We start from the raw sequence: 560 nt of genomic DNA on the forward strand, positions 1-560 counted from the left end.
GGTTAGATACTCTATTGCTCAAGCCAATGCACAGTTAGATGCGATAGCCAACAATGCGATGAACCCGATTACAAGCCAAGCTATTAGTAATCAATCCAATGTGAAGAATGAAAGTAACGTAAGCATTGGGGAAATCAAGATTGAAACTCAAGCAACCGATGCACAAGGTGTCGCAAGTGGACTTAGCAATGCGCTACAAGATGAAATAGCTAATGTTAATCAACAACATTCTAGTGGCTTGGGAGGTTAAAGTGCTTACAGAAGTCAAAATCTTTGATTTAGAGTCGTTTTCTACACTGTTTGATAGTGTGAGTCCGATTCAAGTCAATGTGAGAGATGAACATAAGGCGACGCAATTTCAAGTTGAAAGTGGTGAAACTCGCAGTGATCATGTGATCATTAACCCCGTTGAGATTGGTATAGATTTGCTATTAACGGGAGAGATGAAAAACATCTTCTCATCGATGCAACAAGCTTTTGACGAACACAAACTGGTTGGTATTCAAACCCGAGTAAAAACCTATCAACCCATGTTATTAACGGGTTTTAATCATGATGAA

At 39.3% G+C, this 560-nt stretch carries 1 protein-coding gene and 1 pseudogene; both read left to right on the forward strand.

Translation table 11 applies throughout. The features are described from left to right. A pseudogene (locus tag ABN217_RS20025) lies at window positions 1-250 on the forward strand (hypothetical protein); the annotation flags it as partial. 1 nt (window position 251) lies between these two features. After that, window positions 252-560: phage baseplate protein (locus ABN217_RS20030; protein WP_349459973.1), on the forward strand; the 309-nt coding region annotated here is incomplete at its 3' end.

This window comes from Proteus sp. fly-1067 (assembly GCF_040139345.1).
GTDB lineage: Bacteria > Pseudomonadota > Gammaproteobacteria > Enterobacterales > Enterobacteriaceae > Proteus > Proteus vulgaris_B.